Origin of the sequence: Streptomyces pactum (genome assembly GCF_002005225.1) — a bacterium.
In the GTDB taxonomy this organism is placed as follows: domain Bacteria; phylum Actinomycetota; class Actinomycetes; order Streptomycetales; family Streptomycetaceae; genus Streptomyces; species Streptomyces pactum_A.
The window spans coordinates 4,346,313-4,372,878 of sequence record NZ_CP019724.1 but is presented as its reverse complement, the minus strand read 5'-3'; the positions used below and the strand labels follow the sequence as shown (position 1 = coordinate 4,372,878).

The window sequence follows — 26,566 nt, the reverse complement described above, 5'->3', positions numbered from 1 at the left end:
CCGGCCGTCATACGGTCGGGGTTTTGTGTTGCCCGGGTTCCGTTGCCGATATCCGTGGCCGGTATCCCGTGCGGGGGCGCGGAAGCTTGGGGCGCGCGGCAGGATGGGCCACGGTCCGGTCCGGGCGGCGGCGACAGTGCCGGTGAACGCGAGGGGTGGCGGGTGATGGGGCGGTGGTGTACGGCTTGGCGGGTCGCCGGGTCGGTGCTTACCGGGTCGGGGCGTGCCGCATCAGGACGTACCGCATCAGGGCGTGCCGGGGCAGGGCGTACCGGCGCGGGACGTAAGGGCGCAGGGCGTAACGGAACAGGGCGTACGGGCGTGAAGATCCTCGCGGTCGCCGACGGCGGCCCCGGGCGTACCGGATCACGGCGTGCCGGGGCCGGGCGTACCGGATCAAACCCGGACCGATCGCCTACGTCCGTGCGGTGGGCGGTCGGGGCCGTCGTACTGGCGGTGACCGCCGCCCTGCCCGGCGGTGCGGCGGTCGCGGCCGGTGCGCCCCCTGGCTACGCCTTCGCCGAGGGGGCCCGGCGGATCGAGGGCGCGAGCGGCGCCTCGGACGCCGTACGCCTGGAGCCCGGCGCCACGTACCGCAGCTCCCTGCCGAGAGCCGGCACTCGCTACTACCGCCTGGAACTCGACGCCGCCTCGGACGCCTACGTCTCCGTCACCGCCGTACCCGGCGCCGACGGCGAGGTCACCGCCATCGACGGCATCCGGGTCTCCGTACAGGACGCCGACGGCGGCTCCTGCTCCTCCGACAGCGCGACCTTCGGCGCCGCCCACAGCCCTCGCCCCGTCACCGCCCGGGGCCTGCGCGAGATCGCCTCCGGCGAGACCCGGTGCCAGGACCCCGGCACCTACTACGTCGCGGTCGAGCGGTCCCGGCCCCAGGACTCCCCGCCCGGGGCCTGGGACCTGGAGCTGACCGCCGTCACCGAACCGCGCCCGGAGCGGACCGGCGCGACCACCGCACCCGAGGCCTGGGACTCAGCCTCCCCCCAGCCCCTCACCGGCGAGCCGCAACGACGCCCGGGCGGCGGCGGTTTCGCCCACGCCACCCCCGTCGGGCAGGGAGTCTGGCGCGACGACATCCGGCCCGGACAGACCCTCTTCTACAAGGTTCCGGTCGACTGGGGCCGCCAGTTGTACGCGACCGCCGAACTCGGCGGTTCCGGTGCCGGCTCCGGCTACGCCACCAGCGCCCTGTACCTGGCGCTCCACAACCCCGTCCGCGGCGAGGTCGACGACACCGCGCGGGGCTACACCGGCCGCCCGGCGTCGGTCGGCCTCGCTCCCCTGCCACCGGTGTCCTACGCCAACCGGTACGCCACCGACGGTCAGGCCGGCGCGATGCGGTTCGCCGGCTCCTACTACCTCGTGGTGCACCTCGCGGCCCAAGTGGCCGACGACTTCGGCGAGGGCCCCTTCGGGCTGACGCTGCGCGTACGGCTCGGCGGAACGGCGCAGAGCGGCCCCGAGTACGCGGGGGAGCCCGAGCCGAAGGGCGTCTTCGAAGTTTCGGCACAGGACCGGGCGGCCGCGCCGGTGGGCGATGACGCGGACGGCGACCTCGCCATGAAGGCGGTCGCCGTGGGCGGGATCGGCACCGGCAGCCTGCTGCTCCTGGGCCTGGGGGTGTGGACGGCGGCGGCACGGCGCGGGCCGGGCAGGGCCTGATGGAGGCCCGGACTCAGATACGGGTCAGGGCCCAGAAGCCCACGGCGTAGCAGGCCAGCGCGAGGAGCAGGAGCGGGACCGCCACCCTGGCCGGAGGGCCACCGGAGCGGCGCCGCCGCCGTGCCGCGCGGTGCTGCGGATACGGCTGGCCGGAGGGCCGCCGCGACGGCGGGCTCTGAGCGGTGTACGAGGCGGTGGGCACGTCGGCTCGCTGCTGCGGGGCCGGTGCCAGTGCGTGGGCGGGGAGCGGTGGCGGGCCCGGGGGCCGCCGGTACTGCGGGCCGTCCGGGACGACCGGGGTCTGCGCGTGCGCCTGCGGAGGGCCGGACGCCGGCGGGGAGGTGACGGTCGGCTGCGGGGGAGGCAGATGGAAACTGCCGGTCTCCGACATGGCGGACGGGTGCGCGGGTCGGGCAGGCGACACCGACGGGGCGCCGTCCGGGGCGGGCGGTGTGTGGTTGTGGGGGAACGGGGCGCCGTCCGGGACGGGCGGCGTGTGGGTGAGGTGCGGCGGATCGGCCTGGCCCGGCACGCCGCCGGGGGTTGACGGTGTCTGGTCCGGGACCGGGATGCCGCCGGGGGTTGACGGTGTCTGGTCCGGGACCGGGATGCCGCCGGGGGCGGACGGCTTCCGGCCCGGCACCGGCCAGGTGTCTGGCGCGGGCGGCATCCGGTCTGGAACCGACGTGCCGTCCGCAGGGGTTGGAGCACGCCCCAGGGTCGATGGCGTGGGGTCCGGGGGTGATGGCGTGAGGTCTGGGGCCGACGGCGTACGGCCCGAGCCCGCGCCCGAGCCCGAGCCCGCGCCCGAGCCCGCGGCCGCGCCCGCGCCCGCTCCCGCATCCGGTCCGAGCGGTCGTCGTGGGTCCCTCGGGGTTCGGTCCACCCCCGATGCCTGCCTGAGCGGCCCGTCGGGGCCGAACCCCGTGGGCAGCGGGCCGACTTGGTCGAAGATCTCGATCAGCTCGTCGTCGGGGCCGGGCTCCGGCAGCAGCTCGGCCGCCGCGGCCAGTGCCTTGCGCGCCCCCGTGGCGGTGCGGAACCTCGCCGGCGGGTCCGGCTGTACCAGCGTCGCCACGACCTGCCACAGCGGCTCGGGGATTCCCGGCGGCGCGGGCGGCGTCCCGTGCTCGGCGAAGTACTGCACCAGCGTTTTGGCGTCCGGCTTCGCCCCCTCCAACAGGTACAGGGCGACCAGGCCCACGGCGAACAGGTCGGCCGGGAAGTCCGGCTCCGCGCCCATCATCTGCTCCGGCGCGAGATAACCCGGCGTTCCCACCACGAGGTTGGTCTCCGTGAGCCGGGGCTCGCCCAGCCGCATCGCGATGCCGAAGTCGGACAGCCGCAACCGGGGCCGGCCCGTGCCGGTCGCTTCGAGCAGCAGGTTGGCGGGCTTGATGTCACGGTGCACGACGTCCTCCGCGTGCACCGCCGCCAGCCCCGCGAGGAGCTGGTCGAGGAGGGTGCAGACGAAGGCGGGCGGCAGGGGGCCGTAGTCCCCGACCAGGTGGACGAGTGAGCCCCCCGTGACCAGGTCCATGGTGAACAGGACCTTGTCGTCGTCGGCGGCCCAGCTAGCGGGCGCGAGCACATGCGGGTGGTCGATCCGCATCGCCTGTTCGCGTACGAACCGCAGCAGCGAGTGCGCGTCCCGCTGCTGGAGCACCTTGGCGGCCACATACCGCCGGCGGCGGTGGTCCCAGGCACGCCAGACGGCACCGACCCCGCCCCGGCCGATCGGATCGACCAGCTCGTACCGGCCCGCGAAGACCTCACCCATGGCTGTGCGCCGCTCCTCCCTGGGACCTGTCGCGCCACTCCCGCGGTCCGGCCGCCGCCCCTCCCGGCGACCGGACCCCGGATCAGTTCTGGTGGGACTGGTAGTGCGCCACCGCGTCCGAGGTGCGGCCCGCGCCGTAGACCCGCAGGAACTCCGCCAGCTCCGGGTGGGACGGGGCCAGGGCGTCCGCCGCGTCGATGATGTCCCCGGCGGCCGCCACCGAGCGCAGCAGCGACTGGATCTCGCGGACCACCCGCTTGACCGTGGGCGCTCCCGAACTACTCGTGGTCGTCGTGGTGTTGCTGAGCACCGAGCCCCCCTGCGACTTCTTGATCTCGTCCATGCGCTCCGTCGCCTCGGCCGCGCTCACGCTGCCGTCCGCGACCTGACCCGCCAGGTCCTGCAGCAACTGCACCCGCTGCACCACCGCGGGATTGCCGATCTTCGCCCGCTGGCCGCTCATGAGCTGCGACAGCATCGGTGCGGACAGCCCCAGCACCCCCGCGAGACGAGCCTGGTTGAGACCAAGATCGTCGATGAGCCTGCGGAAGAGCGCCCCCAGCGGCTCCCCGTACCAGTTCCGCTGCAGTTCCCGCGCTCTTGCGGTGGCTTCCTGCTGTGCGGCGTCCATTGCGTCTCCCCATCGCTTCCCCAAAAACCGCAGTTCGCTCCAGCGAACCACGCCGAGCATCTTACGGAGCGTGGTGTTTCCCCGGGAGCCCCAATCATTTGTGAGATACGGGGGGCGACCCGGTACTCTTGTGTGCGGCGCCCGCCGGCACGAGGTTTCCCGGCCGGACGCTTCCTCCGGGGCCTTAGCTCAGTTGGTAGAGCGCTGTCTTTGCATGGCAGATGTCAGGGGTTCGACTCCCCTAGGCTCCACGCGTAAAGCCCCTCCGAACTGCGAAAAAGCGGTTCGGAGGGGCTTTTTTCGCGCCGGTGTGCCGTCGCGGTGGCGCGGACGGGGGCCCGAGCGGCCCGGCTTCTCTCGTCCGCCCGGCGCACGCGGGGACATCGCGGGCAGTTCCACGGTGATGCCCATTCCGCCCGGCGGAGCGCGGGGTGAGCCGCTCGCCGCCGTTCTCGGCAGCGAGCACCACGGTCCTGGGGCGGATGCCGGAATCCGGCGTAGCTGAGGCGGATTGCGAGCGAACGCCCCACCCGGGCCGCTTATCCGCGGTCCCCACCCTCACGTCCGGTGCCGGGTCCTGGGTGGATGCGGTAGCCGGCGCCCGGCACGGTGGCGATGATCCAGGGCTCGCCGAGGCGTTTGCGCAGTGCGGAGACCGTGATGCGCACGGCGTTGGTGAACGGGTCGGCGTTCTCGTCCCACGCCCGTTCGAGGAGTTCCTCGGCGCTGACCACACCGCCTTCGGCGGTGACGAGGACTTCGAGCACCGCGAACTGTTTGCGGGTGAGCGCGACGTAGCGGTCGTCGCGGTAGACCTCACGGCGGAACGGGTCCAGGCGCAGGCCCGCGATCTCGCGTACGGGAGGTCTGGGGTGCGCGCGCCTGCGGTCGAGTGCCCTGAGCCTGAGCACGAGTTCCCGCAGTTCGAACGGCTTCGTGAGGTAGTCGTCGGCGCCGAGCCCGAATCCGGAAGCCTTGTCGTCGAGACGGTCGGCGGCGGTGAGCATCAGGATCGGCATGCCGCTGCCGGAGGCCACGATGCGTGTGGCGATCTCGTCGCCGGAGGGGCCGGGGATGTCGCGGTCGAGGACGACGATGTCGTAGCTGTTGACGCCGAGCAGTTCCAGAGCGGTGTCACCGTCACCCGCGAGGTCGGCGGCGATCGCTTCCAGGCGCAGACCGGCTCGGATGGCCTCTGCCATATAGGGCTCGTCCTCGACCACCAAGACACGCATGGCCTCAAGGCTACGAGCCGGTACATATCGCCGGCGTATCGAAAACCGCATACGCGCCGGCAACACCGCGTCGCTTTCACTGGCGGCAGGCCCCCGGGGCCGAAGAGGCGCGGCAGCGAGCAGCGACGAGCGGGGAAGCCGCGAGCAGCGACGAGTAGGCGCGGCAGCGGATCAGCGACGAGTAGGCGCGGCAGCGGAGCAGCCATGGGTAGCAGTGGGCGGCAGTGAGCGAGGACAGAGGATGACGCAGGTGGACTCGGCGGAGACCGGACCGGGCGGCCCGGCGGCTACCCGCGCGCCGGGCACCGGGAGCGGTGTCCCGGCGGCCGGCACCGGCGGGACCTGGCGCGCGGACGTACGCCGGGCGATCCGCGACGGATTCCGGCCGGAGCCCTGGAAGCGCGGCCCGGTGCTCGCGGTGCCGGCGCTGCTCCTGGGCCTTTTCCTGCTGCTGCACCAGCAGATCCCGAATCGGATCGGTGGCCTCGGCAGCCTGGTCGCGAGCTTCCTGCCGTGGTTCGGCCTGTTCGCCCCGGTGCTGCTGGCCGGCGCGCTGTGGCGCCGCTCCGCCTGCGCGGTGGTCGCGCTGCTGCTGCCGGTCACGGTGTGGCTGCACCTCTTCGGCGGGCTGCTCGTCGACAAGTCCCACCCGGGCGGCGACCTCACCGTGGTGAGCCACAACGTCGGCGCCGACAACTCCGACCCGGCCGGCACCGCCCGCGACCTGGCCGCCTCCGGTGCGGACGTGCTGGCACTGCAGGAGATCACCCCGCAGGCCAGGGGCACGTACGAGAAGGAGCTGGCGAAGGAGTACCCGCACCACACGGCCCAGGGCACGGTCGGGCTGTGGAGCAAACTGCCGCTGTCCGGGACCCGGCCGGTCGACATCAAGATGGACTTCGGGCCGCTGGGGGACACCAAGCCGGTCGGGACCAAGATGGCCTACAACCGGGCGCTGCGCACCACGGTGGCCACGGACCGGGGGCCGCTGGCGGTGTACGTGGCCCACCTGGGGTCTGTACGGGTGAACCCCAGGGCGGGCTTCTGGACGGACTCCCGGGACAGGGGCGCGCAAGCGCTCGGCAGGGCCGTGGCCGCCGAGCGGAACGAGCGGGTGGTGCTGCTCGGCGACCTGAACGGCACCGTGGACGACCCCGCGTTCAACGGCATCACCTCGCGGCTGCGCTCGGCCCAGGAGGTGGCCGGGGACGGCTTCGGCTTCACCTGGCCGGCGAAGTTCCCGGTGGTGCGGATCGACCAGATCCTGGTGCGCGGCGTGGAGCCGGAGAGCGCGTGGCTGCTGCCGGCCACCGGCAGCGACCACCGGCCGGTCGCGGCTGCCGTCAGCTTGTGAGTCTCGCGCCCGCGCCGGCGGCACCGTCACGCGGTTCATCCGGGCCGGGCGCGCTGTCGCGGCCCGCCTCGCCGCCAAGCACGGGGCACCGGCCGCCGCCGGTGCCGGGCGGACCCTGAAAGTGACCCGGAACACCAGGCCGTCCCCCTCGAACAGCGGACGCCGACGACGTCCGCAACCTCCCCACCAGGCACGAAAGTTGGCCGGACCCGCCGACGGTCCACCTCACCGCGCCGCCGTACCGGAGCGGCCGCGGCGCCTGGGCGCGCCCCGACTCCCCGGGGCCCCGCCGAGCATCGAGGAGGTGCTGTCTGCTCTTGATATCGTCACCCCACAGGGCACCAGCGCCACACCCCTGCGGCGCGGTGCCACGTGGCTCATCGCCGTCGGAGCCGCCGGTCGCTACCGACGAGGTGGAAGGGGTAACCATGCGGGCGAAGGTACGGGCCGCTCTCGACGCGCTCTATATGAAGCGGCTGGTCAGGGAGTTGGAGGGACGCCCACGCCCCCAGCACATCGGCATCATGCTCGACGGCAACCGCCGATGGGCCAAGATGTCCGGCATCGACGACCCACGAGAGGGCTACCGGGCCGGCGGGGCGAAAGTGCAGGACTTCCTGCGCTGGTGCGACTCCGCGCAGATCGAACACGTCACCCTGTTCATGCTCTCCGACGACAACCTCCACCGGCCCGAAGACCAACTCAACCCGCTCATCGACATCATCGCCGAGGTGGTGGAGCGGCTCGCCGCGCCGGGCAACCCCTGGCCCGTCGAGGTCGTCGGTGCCCTGGACCTGCTGCCCGCCGAGTCCGCGACCCGCCTCAAGACCGCCACCGCTGCCACCCAGGGCCGCAAGGGCGGTACCAAGGTCGATGTCGCCGTGGGCTACGGAGGCCGACGAGAGATCGTCGACGCCGTCCGCTCCGCCCTCACCGAGCACAGCTCCCAGGGCGGGGACATCGATGAGTTCATCGAGACCTTCACCATGGAGCACATCTCCAAGCACCTGTACTCCAAGACCCGGTCCGAGTCCGACCTCATCATCCGCACCTCGGGTGAACAGCGCCTCTCCGGGTTCCTGCTCTGGCAGTCCGCCTACGCCGAAGTCCACTTCTGTGAGACCTACTGGCCGGACTTCCGCGAGATCGACTTCCTGCGTGCCCTGCGCTCCTACTCCCTGCGTGAACGGCGTTACGGCCGCTGAGCGACGGGCTCGACGCCTTCGACGGTTTCACGTGAAACATCGCTGCGGGGCGGGAGGCCCTGAGGTCTCCCGCCCCGCAGCGATGTGAGATCGCCGGCGAAGGTCAGCGGGGCTCGTCGCCCTCCGCCGCCTCGTCCTGCGCCTGCTTGGCCTGCACCTCGGGGTCGAGAATCGCCTCACCGGTGCCGTCCACCGAGGTCAGCCGTCCCGACTCGGGAACCTCCGTCGCCTCGGGCGGCTCCACCAGCCAGTCCGGGTTGGCCTGCTTGTCCCACCACTTCCAGGCAGCGAAGGCGCCACCCGCGACGATGCCCGCCACCGCCAGAACCTTGGCGATACGCCCGGCCCGGGCCCGACGCTGATGCTTACGCGTCAGCTTCTGGATCTCCGCGGCCGTGACCTGGCCCCGCAGCGCGGCCAACGCGGCGGCACCCCGTGCGGCGGCCTCGTCCCGGACGGGGCCCGCCGCGGCCACCGCCTGCTCGATCCTCGGCCTGGAGTACTCGGCCGCCTGCCGGGCGGCCAGGCGGGTACGGACGGCGGCCTCCTGAGCGGCCGCGTCCACCTTCGGCGGCACATGCGTACGGGCCTGCTCCAGTCGCGGCGCGAGATGCGCGCCGTACTGATGACGGGCCTGGCACGCGGCCTGCGACACCTTGGGCGCCAGTCGTCCGCGCGCCTCCTGTGCGTAGTGAGCGGCCCTGTCCTTGGCCGTGTCGGCGTAGGGCGCCACCACTTCCGCGGCGTGCAGCACGCTGTCCTTCGCCGAACCGGTCGCGGCGCGCACGCTGTCGATGCGGGTCACGGGTTCCTCCTCCTCGGTGGCGTACGGTAATTCGACTTTCCACCCTTTTACGGATCATGCCTGCGGACGCACTGCCAGGCATGCGAGGGCGGGCATCCGGGTCACGGACGATGCCTTCGTGGCCCCTGGTGCAAAGGGTGATGAAGGTGCGAACAAGAGTTGATCACCGTCGATAACGGATGAATTCCGGGCAACGGGAGCCTGCCGACGACAATGCCACGGATCGGCCCCCCGCGCCCGTAACCCAGGACTACTCGACCGGGACCACTCGACCAGGACCACTCGACCAGGGCTACTCGACCAGGGCCACGGGACAGAGCACCCCGGCGGGATCCCCGCGACCCACGCCCCTGATCGGGGCGGGAACCGCCGTGAAGGCGCTGCACGCGCCCCCGACCGTGCAAGGATCAACGAGCACGACAGGACGACGGAAGGCACAACGTGGCCGAGCAGCTCTACGCCACCCTGAAGACCAGCCAGGGCGACATCGAGATCCGGCTCCTGCAGGACTACGCCCCCAGGACGGTCAGGAACTTTGTCGAGCTGGCCCAGGGCGCCCGGGAGTGGACCCACCCCGCCACCGGCGAGAAGTCCACCGGCAAGCTCTACGACGGCACGGCCTTCCACCGGGTGATCAGCGGCTTCATGATCCAGGGCGGCGACCCGCTCGGCAACGGCACCGGCGGCCCCGGCTACCAGTTCGAGGACGAGATCCACCCCGACCTCGCCTTCGACAAGCCCTACCTGATGGCCATGGCCAACGCCGGCCCCGACACCAACGGCTCGCAGTTCTTCATCACCGTCTCCCCGACGACCTGGCTGAACCGCAAGCGCACGATCTTCGGCGAGGTGACCGACGCGGCCAGCCAGAAGGTCGTCGACGCCATCGCCGCCACCCAGACCAACCCCCGCACCGAACGCCCCCTCCACGACGTCGTCATCGAGTCCGTCGTCGTCGAGACACGCCAGGACTGACCTCCCCGCACACAGGGCAGGAACCAAACGCCCCGCTCATCCGTAAAGATGGGCGGGGCGGTGCTTTTGCCCACACCGCCGCCCACAGGGCGACCGAAGGACGACCGAGGGGAAGCCATGGACCACGCGGCAGCCGGCGCACCGGACGCCCAGAGCACGCCCGGCTGCTACCGCCACCCCGACCGGGAGACCGGCATCCGCTGCACCCGGTGCGAACGCCCCATCTGCACGGACTGCATGGTCAACGCCTCGGTCGGCTTCCACTGCCCCGACTGCGCCACGGGCCGCTCCGGCACCGGTCCCGCTCCCGCCGCCTCCCGGCCCCGCACCCTGGCCGGCGGCACCATCGCCGGCGACCCCCATCTCCTCACCAAGATCCTCATCGGGCTCAACGCGGCGGTCTTCATCGCCGTCCACGCGCTGCCGTCGTCCTTCCTCGGCGACATGGTGCTCATCGGACGCTGGCCCCCCGCCCCCTTCGTCCCGACCGAGGGCGTCGCCGAGGGCGAGTGGTACCGCCTGGTGACCACGATGTTCACCCACGAGGAGATCTGGCACATCGGCTTCAACATGCTCAGCCTCTGGTTCCTCGGCGGACCGCTCGAAGCAGCCCTGGGCAGAGCCCGCTACCTCACGCTCTACCTCGTCTCCGGCCTCGCCGGCAGCGCCCTCACGTACCTGCTGGCCTCGCCCACCACGGCCACCCTCGGCGCCTCCGGCGCGGTCTTCGGCCTCTTCGGCGCGACCGCCGCGCTCGTCCGCCGTCTCAACGCGGACATGCGGCCGGTCGTCGCCCTTCTGGTGATCAACCTGATCTTCACGTTCAGCCCGGGTTTCAACATCGCCTGGCAGGCCCACATCGGGGGCCTCGTCGCCGGTGCCGCGATCGGCTACGCCATGCTCCACGCCCCGCGTGAGCGGCGGACGCTCGTGCAGTACGGCACCTGCGCCCTGGTCCTCGTGGCCGTCGTCGGGCTGACCCTGTTGAGGACCGCCCAGCTCACCTGAGCGCGCGTTGTCCACAGCGGGTGGCCGATCTTGTGCACAGCGTGCGGGAACACGTGTGCCCCCTGTCGCTGACTTGTGTTTCCGCAGGTCAGTCAGGGGGCGAACGTGTTTTCGGTTACCGGTACTTCCGTCACACCGGCGTCAATGTCCGGCGGGTTATCCACAGATCGTCTTTCTTTTCCCCACCGTGTGGACAGTGCCTGTGGATAACTCCGTGGATAGCCGTGGGGAGAGCTGGGTCCAGCGTGCGACCGGACTGTCGCCGAGCTGCCGCCCGGCTACTTCCACTGCGTCGACACACCGAATCCGGCGGCGATGAAACCGAAGCCCACCACGATGTTCCAGTTGCCCAGCGCGTCGATGGGCAGCGAACCGTCGGTGACATAGAAGACGACGATCCAGGCGAGACCGATGACGAACATGGCCAGCATGACGGGCGCCACCCAGCTACGGCTGGTCAGCTTGATACTGGTCGTCTGCTTGGAGGGCGGCGGCGTGTAGTCGGCCTTCTTGCGGATACGTGACTTCGGCACGAGGGTCTCTCCTGTCGATGCGCTGCGTGGCCGCGCAGGGAACGGGGTCGGGGACTCTGAGCGCTCCCCCGGGCGTCCGTTAGCGTAGTGCTTCCGCGGCGCCGAAGGAGATAAGGGTACGTTGAGCAATTCTGCCGACTCCCCCGGGACGGGATCCAGCCCTGCCCGCGGGCGCCGTTTCCGGCCCGTGCGGGTGCTCACGGCGGCCGTCTTCGCCCTCGCGGGACTCATATTCTTCACCAGCTTCGATACCGCGAAAGGCACCAATATCCGCACGGACGCCTCTTTGCTCAAGTTGTCCGATCTCATCCACGAGCGCAGCCGGGAGAACGGTGAACTCGAGGAGTCCAACGCGTCCCTGCGCGAGGAGATCGACGCGCTCGCCGAGCGCGACAACGGAAGTACGAAGGCGGAGGCGGACGAACTCACGGCGCTGGAGAAGAAAGCCGGTACGCACGAGCTGAAGGGCGAGTCGATCTCGGTCACGCTCGACGACGCCCCGCCGGACGCCACCGCCAAGCTCCCCGGCTACCCGGAACCCGAGCCCGACTACCTGGTGATCCACCAGCAGGACCTGCAGGCCGTGGTGAACGCGCTGTGGCAGGGCGGCGCCGAGGGCATCAAGGTCATGGACCAGCGGCTGATCTCCACCAGCGCGGTGCGCTGCGTCGGCAACACCCTGATCCTCCAGGGCCGCGTCTACTCACCGCCGTACAAGATCCAGGCGGTGGGGGACCCGGAGCGGCTGAAGAAAGCGCTGGCCGCGTCCCCGGCGATCCAGAACTACATGGTGTACGTCAACGTCTACGGACTGGGCTGGAAGGTCGAGGACGAGGGGCGGGTGACGCTGCCGGGCTACTCGGGCACGGCGGACCTGCACTACGCCCAGCCTGTGGATTGACACCGTTCCCAGGGGCCCCGCGCCGCTAGTCTGGTGCGGTACGGCGTGAGTCTGGCGCCGTGGTGCGACGGAAGGGACGGCATGTACGGCTGGATCTGGCGGCATCTGCCGGGGAACGCGTGGGTGAAGGCCCTGCTCTCACTCGTGCTGGCGGTGGCCGTGGTCTACGTCCTCTTCCAGTACGTCTTCCCGTGGGCCGAACCGCTGCTCCCCTTCAACGATGTGACGGTGGACAACCAGTGAGCGCGCGCATCCTCGTCGTCGACAACTACGACAGCTTCGTCTTCAACCTGGTCCAGTACCTCTACCAGTTGGGCGCCGAGTGCGAGGTGCTGCGCAACGACGAGGTGTCGACGGCACACGCCCATGGGGGCACCTCCCGCTCGGAGAGTGGGGGAGGATTCGACGGTGTGCTGCTCTCTCCCGGCCCGGGTACGCCGGAGCAGGCGGGGGTCTGCGTCGAGATGGTGCGGCACTGCGCGGCGACCGGGGTGCCGGTCTTCGGGGTCTGTCTCGGCATGCAGTCGATGCAGGTGGCGTACGGCGGTGTGGTGGACCGGGCGCCGGAGCTGCTGCACGGCAAGACCTCGCCGGTCGAGCACGCGGGCCGGGGCGTCTTCGCCGGGCTGCCGTCTCCCTTCACGGCGACGCGGTACCACTCGCTGGCGGCGGAGCCGGCCACGGTCCCGGCCGAGCTGGAGGTGACGGCCCGCACGCACGACGGGATCGTGATGGGGCTGCGCCACCGGGAGCTGCCGGTCGAGGGCGTGCAGTTCCATCCGGAGTCGGTGCTGACCGAGCACGGGCACCGGATGCTGGCCAACTGGCTGGCGGAGTGCGGCGACCAGGACGCGGTGGCGAGGTCGGCGGGGCTCGCCCCGGTGGTGGGCAGGGCCACGGCGTGACCGCGCTGCGCCCCGAGCGCGACTCCGGCACGGCCGGTGACCAGGGATCCTCGTACGGGCAGCCGTACGGGGATTCCGGTGCGTTCGGGGGCGGCTGGCACGAGGACTTCTCTCCGGAGGCGGCGTACCGGCCCCTCGTCGGCGACGACGAGACGGTGGCGCTGCGGATTCCGGACCCGCCGGCGGAGCGGACCACCACTGCTTCCCCCGCGGGCGGCGGGCGCGCGGCCCGCAGGAAGGCCGCGAAACGGCGTCACGGGCGCCGTGGGGCCGCCCGGGGGCCGTCGGCGGCAGCGGAGCAGGCCGAGGCGCCGAAAGCGCCTCTGTCGCGCGTCGAGGCGCGTCGGCAGGCCCGTGCGCGCAAGCCGGGCCCCGCGGTGATCGCCAGCCGTGCGATCGGCGAGGTCTTCATCACGACCGGCGTGCTGATGCTGCTGTTCGTCACGTACCAGTTGTGGTGGACGAACGTGCGGGCGCAGGCGCAGGCGGACAAGGCGGCGAGCAACCTCCAGGACGACTGGGCGAGCGGCAAGCGCAACCCGGGGACGTTCGAGCCGGGGCAGGGCTTCGCGCTGCTGCACATTCCCAAGCTCGACGTCGTGGTGCCGATCGCGGAGGGCATCGACAGCAAGAAGGTGCTGGACCGGGGCATGGTCGGGCACTACGCCGAGGGCGGGCTGAAGACGGCGATGCCGGACGCGAAGACGGGCAACTTCGGGCTGGCGGGGCACCGCAACACGCACGGCGAGCCGTTCCGGTACATCAACAAGCTGACGCCGGGCGATCCGATCGTCGTGGAGACGCAGGACAAGTACTTCGTCTACAAGATGGCGTCGATCCTGCCGGTGACGTCGCCGAGCAACGTCAGTGTCCTCGACCCGGTGCCGGAGCAGTCCGGTTTCACCGGTCCCGGCCGCTACATCACCCTCACCACCTGCACGCCGGAGTTCACGAGCAAGTACCGGATGATCGTCTGGGGCAAGATGGCCGAGGAAAGGCCGCGCAGCAAGGGCAAGCCGGATGCGCTCGTCAGTTAAGGGCGGATGACCAGTGGCATCGACCACCGACACGGAGCACGAAGAGCACGCCGGCACGGACGGCCCACCGCAGCGCCCGGCACGCCGCCGCGGTCGCGGCCCGGGGCGGATCGTCGCGCAGGCCGTCAGCGTCTTCGGCGAGCTCCTCATCACCGCGGGCCTGGTGCTCGGCCTGTTCGTCGTCTACTCCCTGTGGTGGACGAACGTGGTCGCCGACCGCGCGGCGGACAAGCAGGCCGACAAGGTCCGTGACGACTGGGCCCGGGACCGGGTCGGTCCGGACGGGCCGGGCGCGCTGGACACCAAGGCGGGCATCGGCTTCCTGCACGTGCCGGCGATGGGGAACGGCGACATCCTCGTGGAGAAGGGCACGTCGATGAAGGTCCTCAACGACGGCGTGGCCGGCTACTACACGGACCCGGTCAAGTCGGCGCTGCCGACCTCGGGCAAGAAGGGCAACTTCTCGCTGGCGGCGCACCGGGACGGGCACGGGGCGAAGTTCCACAACATCGACAAGATCGAGAAGGGCGACCCGATCGTCTTCGAGACGAAGGACAAGTGGTACGTCTACAAGGCCTACGCCGTCCTTCCCGAGACGTCGAAGTTCAACGTCAAGGTCCTCGACGCGGTCCCCGGGGAGTCCGGCAAGAAGAAGGCCGGCCACTACATCACGCTGACGACCTGCACGCCGGTGTACACGAGCCGGTACCGGTACGTGGTGTGGGGCGAGCTGGTCCGCACGGAGAAGGTGGACGGGGAGCGGACCCCGCCGGCGGAGCTGCGCTGACTCCTCCGGCCCACCCGCCGCGCATCGCGTCACGGCGGCGCGTACGACGAAGCCCCGGTCCCTCCGCTGGCGGATTCTCGGGGTCCTCGCAACACCTGATGGCTTACGCGGCTGTCAGGGCCGGCCGTTGAGTTTGTTGGGCAACGTGTTCGAGGTCTTCGGCGCTGTGCGCGGACAGGTCGGTGCCCTTGGGGAAGTACTGCCGCAGCAGGCCGTTCGTGTTCTCATTCGACCCGCGTTGCCAGGGGGAGTGCGGATCGCAGAAGTAGACCGGCACTCCCGTGGCGACGGTGAGCTGCTTGTGGGAGGCCATCTCGCAGCCCTGATCCCAGGTCAGCGAGCCGCGCAGGTGCTCGGGCAGGGTCTGGATCAGCGGCACCAGCACGTCGCGGACTTCCTCGGCGGTGTGTCCGCCGGGCAGGTGTCCGAGCATGACGTAGCGGGTGGAGCGCTCGACCAGGGTGACGATCGCGCTGTCGCTGCGGGGACCGACGATCAGATCGCCTTCCCAGTGGCCGGGAACCGCCCGGTCTTCCACCTCGGCAGGCCGCTCGGAGATCATCACCATCTCGTCGACGAAGCGGCGAGTGCGCTGCTCCGGGCTGCGGTGAGGCTTGCGGCGGGTGCGACCGCTGCGCAGTGCGACCGCGATCTCACGGCGCAGGCCGCCTCGGGCCTGGACGTAGATGGCCTGGTAGATCGTCTCCGGACTCACCCGCATGCTCTCGTCGTCGGGGAACTCGATGACCACAGCGTGACTGATCTGCTCTGGAGACCAGCGTTCGCGCAGCTTGTCCTCAACGTATCGACGCAGCGGCCCGTCTGCGGCGAGCTTCGAGGTCTTGGGCCGTGACCGGCTCTCGGCCCAGGTCCGCTGGGCCCGGTGCGGCCGGTAGACGCCGTCGACTGCCCGGGCGTCGATCTCCCGTTTGACCGTGGACGCCGGCCGTCCCAGAGCCCGCCCGATCGCCCCCAGCGAGTGGCCGGCCCGGTGCATGTCGGCGATCGTCTCCCGCTCGGCCACGTTCAGGAACCTGGGGTGCAGCGGCGCGTCGACCGCCGCGAGAGGCGGCTGGATGATGGTCACACCGGTCTTATAGACGATCAGGCGGCCGTCAGGGCGCAGTCGCGAATGGCCGATCTGCCGGATGCCCTGGTCCCAGTCGTGGGCCGTGCGCACGTGGACACCGACCTGCGCGGCGGCATCCCGGCGTCGGACTCCGGCCGCACGCAGCCGCTCGTACTCCGCCCGACCGGGATGCCCAGACGTGCCGGACTTACCGCGACCGCGGACACCAGCCTGGCGGGCCCATCCGAACGCCGTATTGCGGTTCACTCCGACCGCGCGAGCAGCAGCGGTGACGCTGCCGCCCTCCCGATCCAGCGCCTCGAAGAACTTCGCCTTCAGCACCTCAAAATCCACGATCCCCGCAGCTCCCTGAACTCCAGGGTGTTGCGGGGATCAGTAGAACCCGGCCGCTGAGGGGCCGGGGCTTCGTCGTACCGGGGAGTCGCCGGGGTGCGTCAGTCGTCGTCGCCGCGCAGGCCGCCGATGATGCCGCCGCCGTTGTTACCGCCGTTGCCGCCGTTGCCGCCGTTGCCGCCCACGGTCGTGAGGGTGATCGGTGTGGCGGCCGGATCGTCGACCTCGGTGCCCGCCTGCGGGGTCTGCTGTATCACCACGGCGTTGCCGTCCGCGGGGCCGGAGACCTGGATGTTGGTGAAGCCGGCCTGCTGGAGGGTCTGCTGGGCCTGGCCCAGGGGCGTGCCGAGCTTGATCTCCGGGACCTTCGTCTTCTCCACGGCCTTGCCGACGACGATCGTCACCTTCGAGCCCTTGTCGACCTGCCGACCCCCCTGCGGGGTGGTGGAGATCACCTTGCCGACCTGGTTCGGGTCGTTCGTCGGCTGGTCCGTGCAGGTGGCTTCGAGGTCACTGCTCTGCATCTGGGCCTTGGCCTCGTCGCAGCTACGGCCCACGACGTCCGGCACGGTGGCCTTCGCCTCGGCCTTGGCGACCTCGAGGGTCACCGTGGAGCCCTTCTCCAGCTCGTCGCCCGGGTCGGGGTCCTGGCTGAGGACGGTGCCCTCGTCCTGGGAGGACTCGGTCTGCTTCTGCTCGACCACGAAGCCCTTGTCCTCGAGCTGCTGCTTGGCCTCGTCGATGTTCTTGTCGATCACGTTCGGCACGGCGACCTTCGGGGCGCCGGTCGAGACGACGAGGTTGACGGTGGACTTCTTGTCGACGCTGGTGCCCTGCGCGGGGTCCTGCGAGCAGATGTTGCCCTTCTTCTGGTCCTCGCACTCCTTCTGCGTGAAGGCCAGTTCCAGCTCGGCGTTGGTCGCCTGCTGCTGGGCGTCCGCCTTGGTCAGGCCGATGAAGGTGGGCACGTCGACCTTGTTGTTGCCCGGTCCCCCGCTGCTGAACGCGTACTTGCCGATCAGGATCGCGCCGACGAGGACGAGGATGCCGGCCAGGACCAGGGCGATCGTGGACGTTCTCGACTTGCGCGGCTGCTGGCGGCGCCGGTCGGGGCGGTCGTCGTAGCCGTAGGCGCCGTCGTCCGGGTTCATGGGCGGCAGCATGGTCGTGGCGCCGCCGCCCGCGTCCGAGCGCAGGGCGGTGGTCGGCTGGTCGTCGGGGTAGGCGCCGTAGCCGCCCGCGGCCATGGCACCGAGCGCCGCGGTGGCGCCGACCGGCTGGCCGTCGAGGCAGGCCTCGATGTCGGCGCGCATCTCGTCGGCCGACTGGTAGCGGTAGTCGGGGTCCTTGACCAGGGCCTTCAGCACGATCGCGTCCATCTCGGGCGTGATCTCGGGGTCGAAGACGCTGGGCGCCTGCGGCTCCTCGCGGACGTGCTGGTAGGCGACCGCGACCGGGGAGTCGCCCACGAAGGGCGGACGCACGGTCAGCAGCTCGTAGAGCAGGCAGCCCGAGGAGTACAGGTCGGAGCGGGCGTCGACCTGCTCGCCCTTGGCCTGCTCCGGGGAGAGGTACTGGGCGGTGCCGATGACCGCGGCGGTCTGGGTCATCGTCATGCCGGAGTCGCCCATCGCGCGGGCGATGCCGAAGTCCATGACCTTGACCTGGCCGTTGCGCGTGAGCATCACGTTGGCCGGCTTGATGTCGCGGTGGACGATGCCGGCGCGGTGCGAGTACTCCAGGGCCTGGAGGATGCCGATGGTCATCTCCAGCGTCCGCTCCGGCAGCAGTTTGCGGCCGGAGTGGAGCAGCTCACGGAGTGTGGAACCGTCGACGTACTCCATGACGATGTACGGGATCGACACGTTGTCGATGTAGTCCTCGCCCGTGTCGTAGACCGCCACGATCGCGGGATGGTTGAGCGAGGCGGCCGACTGGGCCTCCCGGCGGAAGCGGGCCTGGAAGGACGGGTCGCGCGCGAGGTCCGCGCGGAGCGTCTTCACCGCCACGGTGCGGCCGAGCCGGGTGTCGTGCGCGAGGTAGACCTCCGCCATGCCACCACGGCCGAGCACCTGGCCCAGCTCGTACCGGCCGCCGAGGCGACGCGGCTCTTCCATAGCTACCTACCAGCCCTCTCCGTCGGTCCCGACCGGCATGCTTGTACGGTCGGAGGCTGCCGTCCGGCCTACCGTACCCGGCTCGCGGCGGGTGACCTGGCCAAGCCCGATACCCGATACAGGACCGGTATCGCAACGTGCGCCTATGTGAAGGGGACGTGACGGGAGTCACGTCCTGTTCAGCTCGTGGTCACTCCTTGCTCTCCAGAACGGCTTCCATCACGTTCTTCGCGATAGGCGCCGCGAGTCCGCCGCCGGAGATGTCGTCCCGGACCGCGTTCTCGTCCTCGATCACCACGGCCACGGCGACGGGCGAGCTGCCGTCGTCGCCCTTGGCGTACGAGATGAACCAGGCGTAGGGGTTCTCGCTGTTGTCCACACCGTGCTGTGCCGTACCGGTCTTGCCGCCGACGGTGACGCCATCGATCCGCGCGTTGGTTCCCGTGCCGTCCTCGACGACGGTCTCCATCATGTCCTGGAGGATCTGGGCGTTGTCCGCGGAGAGCGGCTTGCTCATCTCCTCGGGGTCCGTCTTCTCGATGGTGTCGAGGTTGGGGGCCTGGAGTTCGTCGACCATGTACGGCTTCATCAGGGTGCCGTTGTTGGCGATGGCCGAGGTGACCATGGCCATCTGCAGGGGGGTGGCGGCGGTGTTGTACTGGCCGATGGCGGAGAGCGCGGTCTGCGACTCGTTCATGTCGTCGGAGAAGACCGAGGCGCTGGAGCGGACGGGGACGAACTGCTCCTCGTTGAAGCCGAACTTCTCGGCCGTCTCCAGCATGTCGTCGTTGCCGAGGTCGGAGCCGACCTTGCCGAAGACGGTGTTGCAGGACACGCGCAGTGCCTCGCGGAGGGTGGCGTTCTCGCAGGGGAGGTCGCCCTCGTTGGGCAGCTCGGTGGTGGTGCCGGGCATCGTCCAGGGCAGCGGGGAGTCGGTCTTCTCGTCCGCCGAGTCGTACAGGCCGTGCTCCAGGGCGGCCGCCGCGGTGAGCACCTTGAAGGTGGAGCCGGGCGGGTAGACCTCGCGCAGGGCGCGGTTGAGCATCGGGTCGCTCGGGTTGTTCTTCTTCTGGAGCTTGTTCCAGGCCTCGCCGGCCGCCTCGTTGCTGCCCGCGATCGAGGTGGGGTCGTACGACGGGTAGGAGGCCATCGAGAGGATCTTGCCCGTGGACGGCTCGATCGCGACGACGGCTCCCTTGCCGCCCTGCTTCTTCAGACCGTCGTAGGCGGCCTTCTGGGCGGCGCTGTTGAGGGTGGTGACGACGTTGCCGCCCTCGCGCTTCTTGCCGGTGATCATGTCGAGGGTGTTGCGGAAGAAGAGCCGGTCGTCGTTGCCGGTGAGGATGCCGTCGTTGATGGCTTCGATCTGGGTGGCGCCGTAGGCCTGGGAGACGTAGCCGGTGACGGGCGCCCACATGGCACCGTCCTTGTAGGTGCGCTTGTACTTGAAGTCGCCCTTGGTGGTGGCGTGGCCGGTGATGGCCTGGCCGTCGACGATGATGTCGCCGCGCGGGCTGGCGTACCGCTCGATGGCGACGCGGCGGTTGTGCTCGTCCTCCTTGAGCTCGTCGGCCTGGACGTACTGGAGCCAGTTGTCGCGGATGAGCAGGGTGAGGACGAGGAGGCCGCAGAAGATCGCGATCCGGCGCAGTGGCTTGTTCACGGTCGGACCACCTGGGTCATCTCGGCATCGGGGTTGGCGGGCGCGGCGGGTGCCGGTCTGCGGGCGGTGTCGCTGATGCGCAGCAGGATGCCGATCAGGGCCCAGTTGGCGATGACCGAGGAGCCTCCGTAGGCCAGGAAGGGCATCGTCATACCGGTGAGCGGGATGAGGCCCATGACGCCGCCGGCGACGACGAAGACCTGGAGGGCGAAGGCGCCGGAGAGGCCGATGGCGAGGAGCTTGCCGAACGGGTCGCGGGCGGCGAGGGCGGTGCGCACGCCGCGTTCCACGATCAACGCGTAGAGCAGGAGCAGGGCCATGAGGCCGGCCAGGCCGAGTTCCTCGCCGAAGGTGGCGAGGATGAAGTCGCTGTTGGCGGCGAACCGGATCAGCTCGGAGTGGCCCTGGCCCCAGCCGGTACCGAGGGTGCCGCCGGAGCCGAAGGCCCACAGGGCCTGCATGGCCTGCTCGGAGTGGCCGACCTGGCCGGCGCGGGAGAGCGTGTACTCGCGCATCGGGTCGAGCCAGGCGTCGACGCGCTGCTGGATGTGGGGTTCGAAGCTGGCGACGCCGACGGCGCCGGCACCGGACATCAGCAGACCGAAGACGATCCAGCTAGTCCGCTCCGTGGCCACGTACAGCATGATCACGAACATGCCGAAGAACAGCAGCGAGGTGCCGAGGTCGGTCTCGAAGACCAGGATCAGGATCGAGATCGCCCAGACCACCAGGATCGGGCCGAGGTCGCGGCCGCGGGGGAGGTAGAGGCCCATGAAGCGGCGGCTGGCGAGGGCGAGCGCGTCGCGCTTCACCATGAGGTAGCCGGCGAAGAAGATCGCGAGGACGATCTTGGCGAACTCGCCGGGCTGGATGGAGAAGGAGCCGACCTGGATCCAGATCCGGGCGCCGAAGACGTTCTTGCCGAGTCCCGGCACCAGCGGGAGCAGCAGCAGGACCAGGGCGCCGACCATGGAGATGTAGGTGTAGCGCTGCAGGACGCGGTGGTCCTTGAGGAAGATCAGCACGGCGACGAACAGGGCGATGCCCATCGCGGTGTACATGAGCTGGCGGGGCGCGGCGTTGCCGGCCTGGTCGATGGACTGCAGCAGTTCGGACTGGTCCAGGCGCCAGATGGCGACGAGTCCCAGTCCGTTGAGCAGGGTGGCCAGCGGCAGCATCAGCGGGTCCGCGTACGGGGCGAACTTGCGCACCACGAGGTGTCCGACGCCGGCCAGGAGACCGAGGCCCAGGCCGTAGCTCAGCAGGCCGGCGGGCACCTCGTCGTTGATGGCCAGTCCCACGTTGGCGTAGGCGAAGACCGGGATGACGACGGCGAACACGAGCAGGGCCAGCTCGGTGTTGCGCCGGCTCGGGGCGCCGATGGCGCCGATCGTGGACGTGTGGTGCGTCGGCGAGTTGGAAGTACTGCTCATCGTGTGACAGGGCCTCTCACGGCTTGCCTACTGCTTACCGCACAGCGAGACGACCTTCTGCTCTTCCTCCGAGAGGGTCGGGCCGGGGCCTGGAGTGGGTGCGGTCGTGGACGGGGACTCGGACGATTCGGGGGCCTTCGCTGATCCCGACGGGTTCGGGGTCGGTGAGGCCTTGGACGTGAAGGAGGCGGGGGTGGTTCCCGTGGTGCCTCCGGCCTCGCCCTCGCCCGTCTTCGCGTTCTTCTCGGTCTCGGCGGTGCGCCGGTCGGCCTGCTTCTTGCAGGCGGAGGCCTGCACCGCCAGTTCCTCGATCTTCGCCCGGGCGTCGGCCAGGTCGCCCTCGGCGATCGTGGCCTCGACCAGTTTCTGCTGGTACGGCGGCAGGTACTTGAGTTCGATCTCGGGGTGGTCCTTCTGGACCTTCGAGAGGGAGACCCAGGCGAGGTCCTGGCTGATGCCCCGGTACAGCGCGACGTGGTCGTCGCTGGTGCCGACGTAGTACTGGGTCTGGGTCCAGCGCCAGCCGCCGTACACGCCGCCGCCGATGACGGCGAGGGCGAGCACGGTGTAGAGGGATCTCTTCAGCCACTTGCGGCTCTTGCGGGGTTTGACGAAGTCGTCGGGGCCGTAGTCGTCGAAGCCGCCGGCCGGGATGTAGCCGGTGGTGTCGCCGCTGCCGGGCGGGCCGAACTCGCCGCCGCCGCCCCGCTGTCCGCCGCCCTGGCGGCCGAGGCCGGCGGCGCGGCCGGCCGGGGTCTGCATGATGCCGTTGTCGCCGAACTGGGCCTGGTTCTCGGCGACGGCGCCGACCACGATCGGGGTGTCGGAGAGCTGGCCCGCGAGGGTGTCACCGGTGTCGAGGTCGAGGACGTCGGCGATGATGACGGTGATGTTGTCGGGGCCGCCGCCGCGCAGGGCGAGCTGGATCAGTTCCTGGACGGTGTCCTGGGGGCCCTGGTAGCTGGCGAGGGTGTCCTCCATCGTCTGGTGGGAGACGACGCCGGAGAGTCCGTCGGAGCAGATGAGGTAGCGGTCGCCGGCCCTGACCTCGCGGATGGACAGGTCGGGTTCGACGTGGTCGCCGCTGCCGAGGGCGCGCATCAGCAGGGAGCGCTGCGGGTGGGTGCCGGCCTCCTCCTCGGTGATGCGTCCCTCGTCGACGAGGCGCTGCACCCAGGTGTGGTCCTGCGTGATCTGGGTGAGGACGCCGTCGCGCAGGAGGTAGGCGCGGGAGTCGCCGACGTGGACGAGGCCGAGGCGCTGGCCGGTCCACAGCAGGGCGGTGAGGGTGGTGCCCATGCCTTCGAGGGCGGGGTCCTCCTCGACCATCTGCCGCAGTTGGTCGTTGGCGCGCTGCACGGCGGTGCCGAGGGAGGTGAGGATGTCGGAGCCGGGCACGTCGTCGTCGAGGGCGACGATGGTGGAGATCACTTCGGAGGAGGCGACCTCGCCGGCGGCCTGGCCGCCCATGCCGTCGGCGATGGCGAGCAGGCGGGGGCCGGCGTAACCGGAGTCCTCGTTGCCCTCCCGGATCATGCCCTTGTGCGATCCGGCGGCGAAGCGCAGTGACAGACTCATGCGCACCTCGCCCGTCGGCTGCTCCGGGTACAGCCGGTCGTGTCGAGCCACACTGCCCACCCTCCGGTCGGGAGCGCGCGGGGGCCCGGGGTGCCGGCCGCCGCTGCGTGCTCGCTCCGCTCGCGCTCATTCATTGGTGTAGCACTACTTCCGCAGCTCGATGACGGTCTTGCCGATGCGGATCGGTGACCCCGGCCCGATCGGTGTGGGGGTCGTCAGCCGGGACCGGTCCAGGTAGGTGCCGTTGGTGGAGCCCAGGTCCTCGACGATCCACTGGCCGTTCTGGTCCGGGTAGATCCTGGCATGGCGGCTGGAGGCGTAGTCGTCGTCCAGCACGATCGTCGAGTCGTGTGCCCGGCCGAGCGTGATGGTCTGGCCCTGGAGGGCGACGGTGGTGCCGGTGAGGGTGCCCTCCGTGACGACCAGTTTGGTGGGAGCGCCTCGGCGGCCCCGGCCGCCGCTTGGCTGTTGGCGCTGCGGTGGAGGCGCCTGGCCCTGGCGCGCGGCGGCCTGCTGCGGTCGGGCGGCGTCGCGCCGCGCTCCGCGCTGGGTGACCCGCGTGCCGAACAGGTCGCTGCGGATGACCTGCACGGCCACGATCACGAACAGCCACAGTACGGCGAGAAAACCCAGCCGCATGACCGTGAGGGTCAGCTCTGACATTGCCCCCGGATCACCCTTCGGCTTGCCTATAGATAACGGTGGTGCTGCCCACGACGATCCGCGAGCCGTCGCGGAGCGTAGCGCGGGTGGTGTGCTGCCCGTCCACCACGATGCCGTTGGTGGACCCGAGATCCTGGATCGTCGAGGGCGTTCCGGTCCGGATCTCGCAGTGCCGGCGGGAGACGCCGGGGTCGTCGATCCGCACGTCGGCCTCGGTGCTGCGTCCGAGCACGAGCGTCGCGCGGGAGATCTGATGGCGGGTGCCGTTGATCTCGATCCAGTGGCGGGTGCGTCCGCCGGCCGCGGGTGCGGCCGGGGGCTGCTGGCCGCCCGCGGGCTGCGGGTAGCCGTATCCGCCGGGGCGGCCGCCGGGTGGCGGCGCGGCCGGCATGGGTGGGGCGCCCGAGGGCGCGGCGTCCGGCGGGTAGCCGTAGCCACCGCCGGGGCCGCCGGGAGTGCCGGGTCGCCCGGTGGGGGCGGCCGGCGCGGCGGGGCCCGCGGGTGCCGGACCGCCCTGCTGGCTGCTGGAGGAGGCGAGCGTACGGCTGCGTACCCGGTACAGGCCGGTGTCGAGGTCGTCCGCCTTCTCCAGGTGGACCTTGATCGGTCCCATGAAGGTGTAGCGCTGCTGCTTGGCGTAATCGCGGACCATGCCGGCGAGCTCGTCGCCGAGCTGGCCGGAGTAGGGGCTGAGACGCTCGAAGTCGGGCGTGCTCAGTTCCACGATGAAGTCATTGGGTACGACGGTGCGGTCGCGGTTCCAGATGGTCGCGTTGTTGTCGCATTCGCGCTGGAGCGCTCCCGCGATCTCCACGGGCTGCACCTCGGACTTGAACACCTTCGCGAAGGTGCCGTTGACCAGACCTTCGAGACGCTGCTCGAACTTCTTCAGGACTCCCATGGGGCACCTCCTCCGTCGCTGCCGTCCTGTCCGCTGCCTTGCCTACTGCTGCCCTGCCTGCTGCCGGCTCGCGTACCGCTCACGCCTGTACCGCTCACCCGCGCACTGTCCACCTGGTACTGCTTACTGATCGTATCCACGCGCCGGTCGATCGGCTGGTTCCCCCTGTCGGCCCGGTCGACGGGTGTCGACGCCTCTCGGAGTTCCCGCCGGAGCTCCCCTTCGAACTCTCCAGGTCCTTCGGGATGCTCTCCCGCAGGTACTCATGCCCAGGATCGTAGAGGCGGCCGCAGACCAGTGTCCCGCACCTGGCCGCGGACCCCTACCTGCTCCTGGGGAGACGGGCCGGACCGGTACGAGGTTGATACGTGAACGGACACGGGTCGGGACGAGTGCCCGAAGGAGGGCGAGCGCCCTGGTCCCCGGCCCATAAGGGATGTGAATCCACCCGTTCCAGCGTGCTAATGTTCTCGTGTCGGAAGGCGCCGGACCGCAAGGAACGGGGCCCGAGGACACACCCAATGCGCGGGTGGCGGAATAGGCAGACGCGCTGGATTCAGGTTCCAGTGCCCGAAAGGGCGTGGGGGTTCAACTCCCCCCTCGCGCACCAGCCGGAAGCCCCCCAGGTCTCGGACCTGGGGGGCTTCCGCATGCTCGGGCGTGACGCCGTGGGGTGCTACGGCGTGCGGTGCGCTGTGAGGAAGGTCTCAGGACTCGCGGCGCCACAGGGCCGGCACGTTGGGCGGCTCCCAGCCGGCCATCGAGGTGTGCGCCTGGAGGCAGCGGTAGGAGCCGCCGCCGTACGTGACCGCGTCACCGGCGGCGTAGGAGCGGCCGGTCGCCCAGGTGCCGTTCGGCGGGCCGGTGGGCGGGTCGGTGGGGGCCGGGTCGCCGTCCACGTCCAGGACGAAGTCGAAGCTCCCCTCCCTGCCGCCGCCGGCGCCGCGGACGTTCATCAGCAGCGCCGGGTCGAAGAGGGCGTCCGTGCTGTTGCGGGGCTCGCCGGGGAAGTAGAGCTGGGTGGTCAGCACGGGCTCGCCGGGGGCCTGCGCCTTGACGTGGATGTGCCGGGTACGGCCCGGATAGAGGCCGGGGACGATCGTCCGCAGGGTGAACGCTCCGGTGGCGTCGGTGAACTGGTGGCCGCGGAGGGTGTATCCGGCCATGTCGTAGGCGCCGGCGTCGTCGGCCTGCCAGAAGTCGAGGAGCACGCCGGCCAGCGGCGCGCAGTCGCGGCCGAAGACGTAGCCGCTGACGGTCAGCCGGGTGCCGGCGGTGCCGGGTGTCACCAGGTCGGTGCGCGGCGGGGAGTTCGGTCTGAAGTAGGGGCCCTCCATCTGGTCGGGCGTCGGGTCGTCCCCGTCGTCGCACGAGGGGGTCGGCGGCAGGGGCCGGCCGGCGGCGGAACGGGCGGCGTCCCGGGCGAGCGCGATGGAGCCGGTGGCGAGCAGCGGGACGGCGGCGCCGGCGGCGACGGCCGCCCTGAGCAGCGTCTTGCGGCTGATCCCGCGGCCGCCGCCGGTGCCGGTGCCGGTGTCGGCGTCGATGCGGGTGCCGGTGCGGGTGTGGGGATCGGGACCGGGTTCGTCGGGGATGGCGGGGGTGTCGGAGGTCATGGCGGTTCCTCGGTCTCCTCGGTGGGGGTGGTCCCTCGGGAAGCCGGACGGGACGTGCGGCATCCGGGACGCCGGGGACAGGGAGCGCGCCCGCCGGCGCGGGGCAGGCTGCTGTGTTGCTTCGGCGGACGCGCTCCGTGGCGATCGCTGGAAACCGTATGCGCGCCGGTGGGGGCGCGGGCACCTCCTGTTCCGCCCCCTGCCCGGCGTTATGCGGGCGGGGGGCGGGCCGGCCGGAGCCCGTGTACGGGCGGTTCGCCCGGGGGTACGGTCGTGGCGCGCCGGTGCCCGGGGAGACGGGCGTGGCGCGGACAGGGGTACGAGTACGGGTAC

22 protein-coding genes, 2 tRNA genes and 1 pseudogene are annotated in these 26,566 nt (G+C 70.9%); 12 read left to right on the top strand and 13 right to left on the bottom strand.

What is annotated here, in order from left to right:
• The first annotated feature begins 165 nt into the window (after positions 1-165).
• Positions 166-1,683: a hypothetical protein gene (locus tag B1H29_RS18465; RefSeq protein ID WP_409350943.1), complete on the top strand. Its 1,518-nt coding sequence runs from the start codon at positions 166-168 to the stop codon at positions 1,681-1,683.
• Between the two features lie 13 nt (positions 1,684-1,696).
• Here the strand turns inward: B1H29_RS18465 and B1H29_RS18460 are convergent, their stop codons facing one another.
• Positions 1,697-3,463, bottom strand: a complete 1,767-nt coding sequence (locus B1H29_RS18460; protein ID WP_055422153.1) for a protein kinase domain-containing protein — start codon at positions 3,461-3,463, stop codon at positions 1,697-1,699.
• Positions 3,464-3,545: 82 nt separating this feature from the next.
• Complete coding sequence (locus B1H29_RS18455) at positions 3,546-4,094, bottom strand: helix-turn-helix domain-containing protein (protein WP_055422154.1); 549 nt, start codon at positions 4,092-4,094, stop codon at positions 3,546-3,548.
• 178 nt (positions 4,095-4,272) lie between these two features.
• On the opposite strand from B1H29_RS18455, the gene B1H29_RS18450 reads away from it, so the two are divergent.
• Positions 4,273-4,345, top strand: a tRNA-Ala gene (locus B1H29_RS18450).
• A 288-nt stretch (positions 4,346-4,633) separates the two neighbouring features.
• Here B1H29_RS18450 and B1H29_RS18445 read toward each other — a convergent pair.
• On the bottom strand, positions 4,634-5,329 hold the full coding sequence (locus tag B1H29_RS18445) for a response regulator transcription factor (protein ID WP_079160302.1): 696 nt from the start codon (positions 5,327-5,329) through the stop codon (positions 4,634-4,636).
• Between the two features lie 241 nt (positions 5,330-5,570).
• Here B1H29_RS18445 and B1H29_RS18440 point away from each other — a divergent pair, with 241 nt between their 5' ends.
• Together B1H29_RS18440 and B1H29_RS18435 are read left to right on the top strand one after the other, a co-directional pair.
• Positions 5,571-6,683 carry an endonuclease/exonuclease/phosphatase family protein gene (locus B1H29_RS18440; RefSeq protein ID WP_079160301.1) on the top strand — a complete coding sequence of 371 codons (1,113 nt, stop codon included), beginning with the start codon at positions 5,571-5,573 and terminating at the stop codon, positions 6,681-6,683.
• A 428-nt stretch (positions 6,684-7,111) separates the two neighbouring features.
• A complete protein-coding gene (locus B1H29_RS18435) occupies positions 7,112-7,888 on the top strand; it encodes an isoprenyl transferase (protein WP_055422156.1) in 777 nt (258 codons plus the stop codon).
• A 103-nt stretch (positions 7,889-7,991) separates the two neighbouring features.
• Here the strand turns inward: B1H29_RS18435 and B1H29_RS18430 are convergent, their stop codons facing one another.
• Complete coding sequence (locus B1H29_RS18430) at positions 7,992-8,693, bottom strand: DUF5324 family protein (RefSeq protein ID WP_055422157.1); 702 nt, start codon at positions 8,691-8,693, stop codon at positions 7,992-7,994.
• Positions 8,694-9,134: 441 nt separating this feature from the next.
• On the opposite strand from B1H29_RS18430, the gene B1H29_RS18425 reads away from it, so the two are divergent.
• Positions 9,135-9,668, top strand: a complete 534-nt coding sequence (locus tag B1H29_RS18425) for a peptidylprolyl isomerase (RefSeq protein ID WP_055422158.1) — start codon at positions 9,135-9,137, stop codon at positions 9,666-9,668.
• 117 nt (positions 9,669-9,785) lie between these two features.
• Complete coding sequence (locus tag B1H29_RS18420) at positions 9,786-10,676, top strand: rhomboid family intramembrane serine protease (RefSeq protein WP_055422159.1); 891 nt, start codon at positions 9,786-9,788, stop codon at positions 10,674-10,676.
• A gap of 278 nt (positions 10,677-10,954) precedes the next feature.
• Here B1H29_RS18420 and crgA read toward each other — a convergent pair whose 3' ends face one another.
• Positions 10,955-11,209: a cell division protein CrgA gene (crgA, locus tag B1H29_RS18415; protein ID WP_055422160.1), complete on the bottom strand. Its 255-nt coding sequence runs from the start codon at positions 11,207-11,209 to the stop codon at positions 10,955-10,957.
• 121 nt (positions 11,210-11,330) lie between these two features.
• Between crgA and B1H29_RS18410 the strand changes: the two genes are divergently transcribed.
• From B1H29_RS18410 to B1H29_RS18390, 5 genes are all read left to right on the top strand, one after another.
• Positions 11,331-12,110, top strand: a complete 780-nt coding sequence (locus B1H29_RS18410) for a DUF881 domain-containing protein (protein ID WP_055422161.1) — start codon at positions 11,331-11,333, stop codon at positions 12,108-12,110.
• An 81-nt stretch (positions 12,111-12,191) separates the two neighbouring features.
• Entirely contained in the window at positions 12,192-12,353 is a 162-nt protein-coding gene (locus tag B1H29_RS18405) for a hypothetical protein (protein ID WP_043382636.1), read from the top strand.
• Positions 12,350-13,015 (top strand): aminodeoxychorismate/anthranilate synthase component II, encoded by a 666-nt coding sequence (locus B1H29_RS18400; RefSeq protein WP_055422162.1) that lies wholly within the window; start codon positions 12,350-12,352, stop codon positions 13,013-13,015. The genes B1H29_RS18405 and B1H29_RS18400 overlap by 4 nt, the downstream gene beginning before the upstream one ends.
• Positions 13,012-14,052, top strand: a complete 1,041-nt coding sequence (locus B1H29_RS18395) for a class E sortase (RefSeq protein ID WP_055422163.1) — start codon at positions 13,012-13,014, stop codon at positions 14,050-14,052. Before B1H29_RS18400 ends, B1H29_RS18395 begins: the two co-directional genes overlap by 4 nt.
• A gap of 13 nt (positions 14,053-14,065) precedes the next feature.
• Entirely contained in the window at positions 14,066-14,839 is a 774-nt protein-coding gene (locus tag B1H29_RS18390) for a class E sortase (protein ID WP_055422164.1), read from the top strand.
• 114 nt (positions 14,840-14,953) lie between these two features.
• Here B1H29_RS18390 and B1H29_RS18385 read toward each other — a convergent pair.
• The 7 genes and pseudogenes from B1H29_RS18385 to B1H29_RS18350 form a co-directional block, all read right to left on the bottom strand.
• Positions 14,954-16,073: pseudogene (locus tag B1H29_RS18385) on the bottom strand (IS30 family transposase).
• Between the two features lie 290 nt (positions 16,074-16,363).
• Complete coding sequence (pknB, locus tag B1H29_RS18380; protein ID WP_055418915.1) at positions 16,364-18,379, bottom strand: Stk1 family PASTA domain-containing Ser/Thr kinase; 2,016 nt, start codon at positions 18,377-18,379, stop codon at positions 16,364-16,366.
• Positions 18,380-18,569: 190 nt separating this feature from the next.
• Positions 18,570-20,042 carry a peptidoglycan D,D-transpeptidase FtsI family protein gene (locus B1H29_RS18370; RefSeq protein ID WP_055418914.1) on the bottom strand — a complete coding sequence of 491 codons (1,473 nt, stop codon included), beginning with the start codon at positions 20,040-20,042 and terminating at the stop codon, positions 18,570-18,572.
• Positions 20,039-21,475, bottom strand: coding sequence for an FtsW/RodA/SpoVE family cell cycle protein (locus B1H29_RS18365; protein WP_055418913.1), 1,437 nt, complete (start codon positions 21,473-21,475; stop codon positions 20,039-20,041). Before B1H29_RS18365 ends, B1H29_RS18370 begins: the two co-directional genes overlap by 4 nt.
• A 27-nt stretch (positions 21,476-21,502) precedes the next feature.
• Positions 21,503-23,053 carry a Stp1/IreP family PP2C-type Ser/Thr phosphatase gene (locus B1H29_RS18360; RefSeq protein WP_055419027.1) on the bottom strand — a complete coding sequence of 517 codons (1,551 nt, stop codon included), beginning with the start codon at positions 23,051-23,053 and terminating at the stop codon, positions 21,503-21,505.
• A gap of 144 nt (positions 23,054-23,197) precedes the next feature.
• Positions 23,198-23,716: an antibiotic biosynthesis regulator FhaB gene (gene fhaB / locus B1H29_RS18355; protein ID WP_055418912.1), complete on the bottom strand. Its 519-nt coding sequence runs from the start codon at positions 23,714-23,716 to the stop codon at positions 23,198-23,200.
• Between the two features lie 10 nt (positions 23,717-23,726).
• A complete protein-coding gene (locus B1H29_RS18350) occupies positions 23,727-24,617 on the bottom strand; it encodes an FhaA domain-containing protein (RefSeq protein ID WP_055418911.1) in 891 nt (296 codons plus the stop codon).
• Between the two features lie 523 nt (positions 24,618-25,140).
• Here B1H29_RS18350 and B1H29_RS18345 point away from each other — a divergent pair.
• Positions 25,141-25,227 (top strand) — tRNA-Leu (locus B1H29_RS18345).
• Between the two features lie 97 nt (positions 25,228-25,324).
• Here the strand turns inward: B1H29_RS18345 and B1H29_RS18340 are convergent.
• Positions 25,325-26,233 carry a carbohydrate-binding protein gene (locus B1H29_RS18340; protein ID WP_055418910.1) on the bottom strand — a complete coding sequence of 303 codons (909 nt, stop codon included), beginning with the start codon at positions 26,231-26,233 and terminating at the stop codon, positions 25,325-25,327.
• Positions 26,234-26,566: the final 333 nt, after the last annotated feature.